Source organism: Paracoccus panacisoli, from assembly GCF_042435015.1.
In the GTDB taxonomy this organism is placed as follows: Bacteria; Pseudomonadota; Alphaproteobacteria; order Rhodobacterales; family Rhodobacteraceae; genus Paracoccus; species Paracoccus panacisoli.
On the sequence record NZ_JBHMQU010000019.1, the window covers coordinates 19,410 to 27,124 of the forward strand.

A 7,715-nucleotide genomic window follows, 5' to 3' on the forward strand; every position below is an offset into this window, starting at 1 on the left:
GTTCAACGGCTTTGGACGGGATTTGCCGAGCGGCTGGGGTAGGCGCTGCCAGGTGGAGGGCATCGGCAGGGGTGACCGCCCCTGGCTTCCCTGTCGCCGGGGGCAACTGCCGCGGACAAGGAACCCGGTTGCTTCGTCAGGCTAGCTGTGCGCGTCCCGGTGTTCCGTGCGCCGTCCACTGGACGTAACACCCGGCGGTTGCTTCCCGGAAGCACAAGGAACGGCGCGACCGAAGGCGCGAACCGCTGCCAGTATTGCGTCGTGGCGCACGGGGCCATCCTGCGGATCCGGGCCAAGGACCCGCTGATCGCCGATCAGCTGGCGATCAACTGGCGCAAGGCGAACCTGTCCGACCGGCACTGGGCGCTCTCGCGCGCCGATCCCGGCGAACTCAGACTAACCGTCAGCCCACCTCCGCCCCGCTCGCCACGTCCCCCGTGGCGGCCCCGGTTCGGCCCGTCCCCCGCCTGACCCGCCGGGCCGAGGCCCCGATCATCTCGACCCCGTCGAGCGCCGCGAGGCGGGCGAGGTCTTCGGCATGGGCCGCCGCCACCCGCGCCACGTCTGCGGGCGGCGCGAATTGCGGCGGCGTGGCTCCACGGCGGCGCGGGAACTGCGCCTTGGCGGCACGCGCCACGGCAGCAAGGTCGCCGTCGGGGTCGCTCTCGTGGCGGCGGCGGATCTCGTCCCAGGCCTCCTGCGAGAGGCCGACGATGGCGCGCCGCGGGTTGGGCGCATGCGCCGCCAGCGCCTCGGGCAGCATCGCGCGCAGCACCTCGGGCCGGGCGCGCGGATAGTCCTCGTGGCGCCACACGACCAGCCGCGCCACGCCGCGCACCGACAGCAGCCGCTCGGCGAGGCCAGACCACGACAGCGCCGCCGGGTCGAAGCCGCCGATGTAGTCCGCGAACTCGGTCTCGTGCCCCCCGACCACCTGCATCGAAAAGGCCGAGCCGAGAAACGACAGCGGATCGCGCACCGCGAGGCAGACCACCGCCGGCCGCCGCCGCGCGATGTTGCAGAGGCGGTCCATCCGCCGCTCGGCCTCGGGGTAGATCAGCCCGCCCTCTCCCATCAGCGCCCCCCGCCGCAGCGAACCGAGGGCGTTCTCCTCGGACAGCAGCAGCGACGGCCAGACCTCGGCGGCGCGGTCCACCCAGCGCCGCCACGGGCCCCGCCGCCGCGCGGCCTTCGGGCCGTTGTCCAGCGACAGGTCAAGCCGGCCCGATCCCCGCCGCAAGGTGACGGGGTCGAGATACAGGATGCCCTCGCGGACCATCGCCCCGGTCAGGGCACGCAGCGTCTGTTGCAGGTGGGTGCTGGCCGTCTTGTGCGCGCCGATGTGGAGGGTGAGGGCCATGCGGCGCACTCCTCTGGGCGGCTGCCCTTCCGGCGGTTGGCCCCCCGGGCGGTGGGCCTTCTAGCGGCTGGCAGGGGTTGGGGGACTCGAACCCACGACCCTCGGTTTTGGAGACCGATGCTCTACCAACTGAGCTAAACCCCTAGGCCGGGCCTCCGATTACGGCATGACCGCCCGCAGCGCAAGGGCCGAGCGACGACCACGACGACTCGGCCTGCCCGACCCCTCCGCTGCCGCGCGACGTTCGTTAGCGCCGGAAGCGGATGTTGCACTTCTTGCGGGCGTTGGCCTGCTCGATCGCCTGCATCTCGCCCTTGAGACGCGCCACCTCGGCCGCGCCGGCGCCGTCGCCCTTGATCATGAACAGCGCCGGCCAGAACAGCACCGTGGCCACCCCTACGGCCACCGCACCGTCATTGGCCTTCTTGTCTTGCGCAGCACTCGCCTGCGCCGCCCGGTTGGCGACCGTCTGCGCCTCTTCGGCGAGCTGCGGACAGGAGAGATTCGCATACATCCCGGGCGAGACGTAGCTGGCACCGATCTGGTCGGACTTGTCGGCACAGGCGGCGAGCGCCGCGCAACAGGCCATCACGCCTGCGGCGCGGGGAAGACGAGAAAACACCGGACATACTCCCTGATTGATCCGCCGCCGGTTATGGCAACGAACCATGAACATCTGCTTAACTCGCCCTAGGCTCAGCGCGGAAGTTCCAGAGGGTTTTACCGACCGCCGCTCAGGTCGCCGCCGCAGCCATCGGCGCCCCGTCGGTCGCGGCCGCCTCGTCGCCCTCGACATCCGCCGCGAGGAACCCGCCCGACTGCCGCGCCCACAGCCGCGCATACAGCCCGCCCTGTGCCAGCAGTTCGGCGTGCGTCCCCTGCTCGACGATCCGCCCGGCATCCAAGACCACCAGCCGGTCCATCGCCGCGATGGTCGAGAGCCGGTGGGCGATGGCGATCACCGTCTTGCCGGCCATCAGCCGCTCGAGCTGGGTCTGGATCGCGGCCTCGACCTCGCTGTCGAGCGCGCTCGTCGCCTCGTCCAGCACCAGAATCGGCGCGTTCTTCAGCGCCACCCGGGCGATGGCGATGCGCTGGCGCTGGCCGCCCGAGAGCTTCACGCCGCGCTCGCCGACATGGGCGTCGAACCCCCGCCGCCCCTCGCTGTCGGCAAGGCCGGGGATGAACCCCAGCGCCTCGGCCGAGCCGGCGGCGGCGGCGATCTCGGCCTTGGTCGCCTCGGGGCGGCCATAGGCGATGTTGTCGCCGACCGAGCGGTGCAGCAGGCTCGAATCCTGCGTCACCACCCCGATCGCCGCCCGCAGGCTGTCCTGCGTCACCTGCGAGACGTCCTGCCCGTCGATCAGGATGCGCCCCGATTCGACGTCGTGGAACCGCAGCAGAAGGTTCACCAGCGTGGACTTGCCCGCGCCCGAGCGCCCGACCAGCCCGATCCGCTCGCCCGGCCGGATGTCGAGCGTCAACCGGTCGAGCACCGCCATCGGCCGCGCCGCCGGATCGGCGTCGTAGCGGAAGGTGACGTCCTCAAACCGCACCGCCCCCGCGGTGACCGCCAAAGGCCGCGCGCCGGGCGCGTCGGTGATGATCCGCGGCAGGGCGAGGCTGCCGATCCCGTCGCGGACCGTGCCGACGTTCTCGAAGAGGGCCGCGAACTCCCAGATGATCCAGTGGCTCATGTTGTTGAGCCGCATCGCCAGCGGCACCGCCACGGCCACCGCGCCGATGGCCACGTCACCGCGGCTCCACAGCCAAAGGCTCAGCCCGGTGACCGAGCCGACGAGCGCGGCGTTGAGCAGGTTCAGCGTGATGTCCTGCGCCGCCGCGATCCGCATCTGCCGGTGCACGGTGCCGAGGAACTGGTCCATCGACTGCCGGGCGTGCGCCTCCTCGCGCGCGGCGTGGCTGAACAGCTTGACGGTGGCGATGTTGGTATAGGCGTCGACGATGCGCCCGGTCATCCCGGCCCGCGCCCCGGCCTGCGCCTCGGCCGCCCGCCCGAGCCGCGGGATCACCAGCCTGAGCAGCGTCGCGTAGCCCAGCGCCCAGGCGACGAACGGCAGCGCCAGCCGCCAGTCCTGCTGTGCGGCGACCACGAGCGCGCCGGTGAAATAGACGAGCACGTAGACGGCGACGTCCATCACCTTCATCGCCACCTCGCGCACGGCGAGCGCGGTCTGCATCAGCCGCGTGGCGATCCGCCCGGCGAACTCGGCCTGAAAGAACCCGACCGACTGGCGCAGCAGATAGCGGTGCGCCTGCCAGCGGATGCGCTGGGGAAAGTTGCCGAGCAGCGTCTGGTGCATCAGCAGCGCAGAGAAGATGTTCAGCGCCGGCAGGATCACCAGCAGCAGCACCGCCATGCGCATGAGCCGCGGCCCCTCGGCGGCCCAGAAGGCGTCGCGGCCTGTCTCGGACAGCCGGTTCACCAGATCGCCGAGATAGCCGAACAGCACCACCTCGCCGGCCGCGATCAGCCCCGAGCCGATCGCCAGCAGCACCAGCCACGGCAGCGCGCCGCGGGAATAATGCAGGACAAAGGCCACGAGGCCCCGCGGCGGCATCTGCGGCGGGTCGTGCGGATAGGGGTCAAGCTGGCGCTCGAACCAGGCAAACATCGCGTCCCCCATGCAGACCGGACCCCGGACGGGTCGCCCCCGGGGCGGCGAAAGTCAAGCCGACCGGGGGACGGGACGGAACGCGCGGCCCGGCCGCGGGTTGGGTGCCCGGACACGCCCCCTGGTGCAGGGGGCACTCAGGGAAAGGACTTCACAATGGCTGCGATCAAGAACCTCAAGGACCTCTATCTCGACGGCGTCAAGGACCTCTACTCGGCCTGCAAGCAGGCGGTGCCGGTCACCGAAGAGCTGGCGGCGGCGGCGAAGAACGCCGACCTGAAGCAGGCGCTCGAGGCGTCGGCCAAGGGCACCCGCGACGGCATGGCGCAGATGGAGAAGCTGGCCAGGTCGCACGGCGAGGACGCCTCGGGCGAGCACTGCAAGGGGATGGAGGGGCTGGTGACCGAGGCCCGCAAGCACGCGCTCGAAGCCGAGTTCGCCGACGACGAGGTGCAAGACGCGGCGATCATCGCGCAGTACCAGCGCCTCGCCCATTACGCGATCACCGGCTACGGCACGCTGAAGGCGTGGGCCAAGCGGCTCGACCTCGCCGAGGATGCGAAGGTGCTGGATGAGTGCACCGCCTCGACCTACGAGGGCGACGAGGACATGACCAAGATCGCGGTCAAGGGCGGGGTCAACAAGGCCGCGCTCTGAGCATCTTTCCATCACGTCGAGGGCGCGCCGGCCAGGCGCGCCCTTTTTCATGGGCGCCGCTGTCGAGGTGATCCGCGCTAACGCCCTTGCCCTTCAAAGGTGCCGCGCCTCGGGGGCGGGGTTGAACCAGTCGTCGGCGGCTCCGTTCATCGTCCGCACCGGGGCCGCGACCAGCGCCTTGACCGGCACATCGTCCAGCGCCGCGACCGAGACCATCGCCACCGCCCCGCCCATCTCGGGGATGGTGCCCGTGGTCCAGAGCCGCGTCCCGCAACGAGCGCAGAAGACGTGATGCAGGTCCATCGGCGCGGCCCCGTCCGCCGCCGCGCGCAGCGGCGTTTCGGCCAGCGCCTCGGCGCCGGACAAGACGTGCAGCCCGGCCGGGTCGGGCAGCGGCATCTCCCAATAGCGCATCTTGCGGCAGAACGAGCAGTTGCAGCGGCTCGTCCCCGCCGACAGGTCGCCATCGGCGGTGAAGCGCACCACGCCGCAGTAGCAACTGCCGTGGTAGGTCGTCACGAGGCGGCCTCGGGCGTGTGGCATACCGCCTCGACATTGTTGCCGTCGGGGTCGAGCACGAAGGCGCCGTAGTAGTTCGGGTGATACTCGGGCCGCAGCCCCGGCGCGCCATTGTCCGTACCCCCGGCGGCCAGCGCGGCGGCGTAAAAGGCATCCACCGTGGCGCGGTCCCGGGCCGCGAAGGCGACGTGGACGCCGGTGGTCGCGGGTTTCCCCGACGAGATCCAGAAATCGGGTGACTCGGGCGTCCCGAAGCCCAGATGGGCGCCGTGGCCGCCGGTCATCTCGGCGGTGACCTCCATCTGCACGGCCGCCCCCAGAGGCGCGAGCGCAGCCTCGTAGAACGCCCGCGACTGGGCGAGGTCGGCGACGGCAAGTCCGAGATGGTCGATCATGCTCTGTCCTTTCGTGAACGGGTCGAACCCCAGACTAGCCCCGGCCTGCTGCCAGATCGTGACAGCAGGCCGTCAGTCGGCCCCCGCCCCGATCCGCGCCAACGCCTCGACGTCGCCCTGCGCCAGCGCGTCGGTGTCCGCGGCGATCCGCTCGACCGGCCAGTCCCACCAGCGCAGCGCCATCAGCCGGGCCACGTCGCCCGGCGGGAACCGCATCCGCAGCACCCGCGCCGGATTGCCCGCGACGACCGCGTAATCCGGCACCGTCCCGCCCACGACCGCGCCCGCGCCCACGATCACCCCGCTGCCGATCCGGGCGCCGGGCAGGATGACCGCCCCGTCGCCCAGCCACACGTCGTGGCCGATCACCGTGTCCGGCAGGCCGGTGATCTGCTCGATATACGCCCCGACCCGCGCAGGTTCGAAGATCGCGAACGGATAGGTCGAGATCCCCGCCATCGGGTGATTGGCGCTCGCCGTGATGATCCGCACCCGGTCGGCGATCTGGCAGAACCGCCCGATCCGCAGCCGCTCGGGCGCGCCCGGATAGGTATAGGGCGCCAGCCGCGCCGCCCAGTCCGCGGGGGATCGAAGCTGCTGGCATAGGTGAAATCGCCCACCTCGATGTTCGGATGGTCGATGGCGCGGGCAAGATGGACGAGCCCCCGGTTCTCGCGCCCGTCCGCGAACCGCATCGGGTAGAGCGCGGCGGCGTCAAGGAACCCGGCCGGGAGCACGACGCTCAGCCCTCGGCCAGCTGCCGGGCGATGGCGGCCATCTCGGCCTCGGGCAGCCGCGGCGGGACCGCGTAACTGCCCGGCCCGTCGGCGAGATAGGCCGCCGAGGTCACGTCATGGACGTCATGCATCGGCACCACGTGGGCATGGGCGTGCGGGACGTGGACGCCGGTGAAGAACAGCGCCACCCGCTCGACCCCGTAGAGCCGCTTCTGCCGCCGCGCGATCTCTTGCGCCACGGTCAGCATCTTGGCGGCCAGCGGCGCGGGCACGTCCTCGAACCAGACGTGGTGGGCGCGCGGGATCACCAGCGTGTGGCCGGGGCGGATCGGATGCAGGTCGAGGAACGCCAGCGTGTCCGCGTCCTTATGGACGATATGGGCGGGCAACTCGCCCGCAGCGATGCGGCAGAACAGGCAGTCGGTCATGGCGCTCCTCCTGCGGGGGAGGATGGGGGGACCCGCCCCGGGTGACAAGGGTGCCGCGCTCCGGCGCCGGCCAAATGCAGCGTTCAGATCCTGCTTTTCAACGTCCTCCGTTCATCGCCGGCCGGCGAGCGAGGCGATGTCTTCGGGAGTCAGTGTCGCCAGCAGCTCGGCCCCTGCCTCACCGGGCAGCATCACCGCCGCGCCGCCCTCGCGCAGTGAGGCGCCGGTCGCGGCGCTGATGCTCGACGAGTGGCCCACCATCACCCGGTTGCCGTTGGTCGGCGGCGTGTTGACCAACCGCACCGAATAGGCGCGGCGCTCGCCTGTCCCCTCGCCCTGCGACAGCAGCCCTAGCAGCATCGGGTCCGGCTCGACCCGGCCGAAGGCCAGCTGGGCCATGTCGACGCAGCGCGCAAAGGGACTGGCGAGCACATCGCCCACCGGCCAACCCTGCGCGGTGAACGCAGCGCCGAGGTTGCGCGCCTGCGCCTGCCCGAGGTCCGACAGCAGCCGCTGCCGATCGCGCGGCCACTCGATCTGGTCGACCCCACTCCACGTGGTGGCGCCGTGACGGACATAAACCACTGCCGCCCCGCGTCGCAGCGCCGCCTGCGCGCGCTGGTCGGGCAGCGCCGCCAGCGCCCGCCCCAGCGGCAGCATCAGCGCAGGAGCGGAGAGGGATGCCGCGATGAGAAAGGCGCGCCGGTGCATGGTGTTCTCCTCCGTCGGTCAGCGTCAACGGCCCCCGCCTGCCGCGTGTCGCACAAGATTTGATCTGTGGGGTGCGAGAAGATGCTTCAAGGGCCGGTGTCTCGGACGAGCGCGCACCACCAGCAAGAAAAGCAAAAGGCCAGCAAGAAAAGCAAAAGGCCGCCCTAGCGGGCGGCCTTCCAAATTCCGGGCAGGTTGACCCTGCCCCGCCTTACGCGAGGATCTTCGAGACCACGCCGGCGCCGACGGTGCGGCCGCCTTCGCGGATGGCG

8 protein-coding genes, 1 tRNA gene and 1 pseudogene are annotated in these 7,715 nt (G+C 71.2%); 1 reads left to right on the forward strand and 9 read right to left on the reverse strand.

Translation table 11 applies throughout. From position 1 onward, the window contains the following. Window positions 1-403: 403 nt before the first annotated feature. The 4 genes from ACFHYO_RS05275 to ACFHYO_RS05290 all read right to left on the reverse strand — a co-directional run bounded on the left by ACFHYO_RS05275 (window position 404) and on the right by ACFHYO_RS05290 (window position 3,996). On the reverse strand, window positions 404-1,360 hold the full coding sequence (locus ACFHYO_RS05275) for a hypothetical protein (protein ID WP_394318877.1): 957 nt from the start codon (window positions 1,358-1,360) through the stop codon (window positions 404-406). Between the two features lie 68 nt (window positions 1,361-1,428). Beyond that, window positions 1,429-1,504, reverse strand: a tRNA-Trp gene (locus tag ACFHYO_RS05280). 103 nt (window positions 1,505-1,607) lie between these two features. Next, window positions 1,608-1,982: a hypothetical protein gene (locus ACFHYO_RS05285; RefSeq protein ID WP_394318879.1), complete on the reverse strand. Its 375-nt coding sequence runs from the start codon at window positions 1,980-1,982 to the stop codon at window positions 1,608-1,610. Between the two features lie 112 nt (window positions 1,983-2,094). Beyond that, complete coding sequence (locus ACFHYO_RS05290) at window positions 2,095-3,996, reverse strand: ABC transporter ATP-binding protein (RefSeq protein WP_394318881.1); 1,902 nt, start codon at window positions 3,994-3,996, stop codon at window positions 2,095-2,097. A 156-nt stretch (window positions 3,997-4,152) separates the two neighbouring features. On the opposite strand from ACFHYO_RS05290, the gene ACFHYO_RS05295 reads away from it, so the two are divergent. Next, on the forward strand, window positions 4,153-4,653 hold the full coding sequence (locus ACFHYO_RS05295) for a DUF892 family protein (RefSeq protein WP_036735093.1): 501 nt from the start codon (window positions 4,153-4,155) through the stop codon (window positions 4,651-4,653). 93 nt (window positions 4,654-4,746) lie between these two features. Here ACFHYO_RS05295 and ACFHYO_RS05300 read toward each other — a convergent pair whose 3' ends face one another. From ACFHYO_RS05300 to ACFHYO_RS05320, 5 genes and pseudogenes are all read right to left on the reverse strand, one after another. Continuing rightward, window positions 4,747-5,172 (reverse strand): GFA family protein, encoded by a 426-nt coding sequence (locus ACFHYO_RS05300; RefSeq protein ID WP_394318883.1) that lies wholly within the window; start codon window positions 5,170-5,172, stop codon window positions 4,747-4,749. Then, window positions 5,169-5,567 (reverse strand): VOC family protein, encoded by a 399-nt coding sequence (locus tag ACFHYO_RS05305; RefSeq protein ID WP_394318885.1) that lies wholly within the window; start codon window positions 5,565-5,567, stop codon window positions 5,169-5,171. The genes ACFHYO_RS05300 and ACFHYO_RS05305 overlap by 4 nt, the downstream gene beginning before the upstream one ends. A gap of 72 nt (window positions 5,568-5,639) precedes the next feature. Next, window positions 5,640-6,262, reverse strand: a pseudogene (locus ACFHYO_RS05310) (CatB-related O-acetyltransferase). Between the two features lie 47 nt (window positions 6,263-6,309). Beyond that, complete coding sequence (locus ACFHYO_RS05315) at window positions 6,310-6,732, reverse strand: HIT family protein (RefSeq protein WP_394318886.1); 423 nt, start codon at window positions 6,730-6,732, stop codon at window positions 6,310-6,312. 111 nt (window positions 6,733-6,843) lie between these two features. Beyond that, entirely contained in the window at window positions 6,844-7,443 is a 600-nt protein-coding gene (locus tag ACFHYO_RS05320; RefSeq protein WP_394318888.1) for a histidine phosphatase family protein, read from the reverse strand. Window positions 7,444-7,715 lie beyond the last annotated feature (272 nt).

Bases quoted from the DNA above. Each gene is read 5' to 3' on its own strand.
- ACFHYO_RS05315 (WP_394318886.1), bottom strand. From the start codon at position 6,732: ATGACCGACTGCCTGTTCTGCCGCATCGCTGCGGGCGAGTTGCCCGCC.
- ACFHYO_RS05290 (WP_394318881.1), bottom strand. From the start codon at position 3,996: ATGTTTGCCTGGTTCGAGCGCCAGCTTGACCCCTATCCGCACGACCCG.
- ACFHYO_RS05305 (WP_394318885.1), bottom strand. From the start codon at position 5,567: ATGATCGACCATCTCGGACTTGCCGTCGCCGACCTCGCCCAGTCGCGG.
- ACFHYO_RS05295 (WP_036735093.1), top strand. From the start codon at position 4,153: ATGGCTGCGATCAAGAACCTCAAGGACCTCTATCTCGACGGCGTCAAG.
- ACFHYO_RS05275 (WP_394318877.1), bottom strand. From the start codon at position 1,360: ATGGCCCTCACCCTCCACATCGGCGCGCACAAGACGGCCAGCACCCAC.
- ACFHYO_RS05320 (WP_394318888.1), bottom strand. From the start codon at position 7,443: ATGCACCGGCGCGCCTTTCTCATCGCGGCATCCCTCTCCGCTCCTGCG.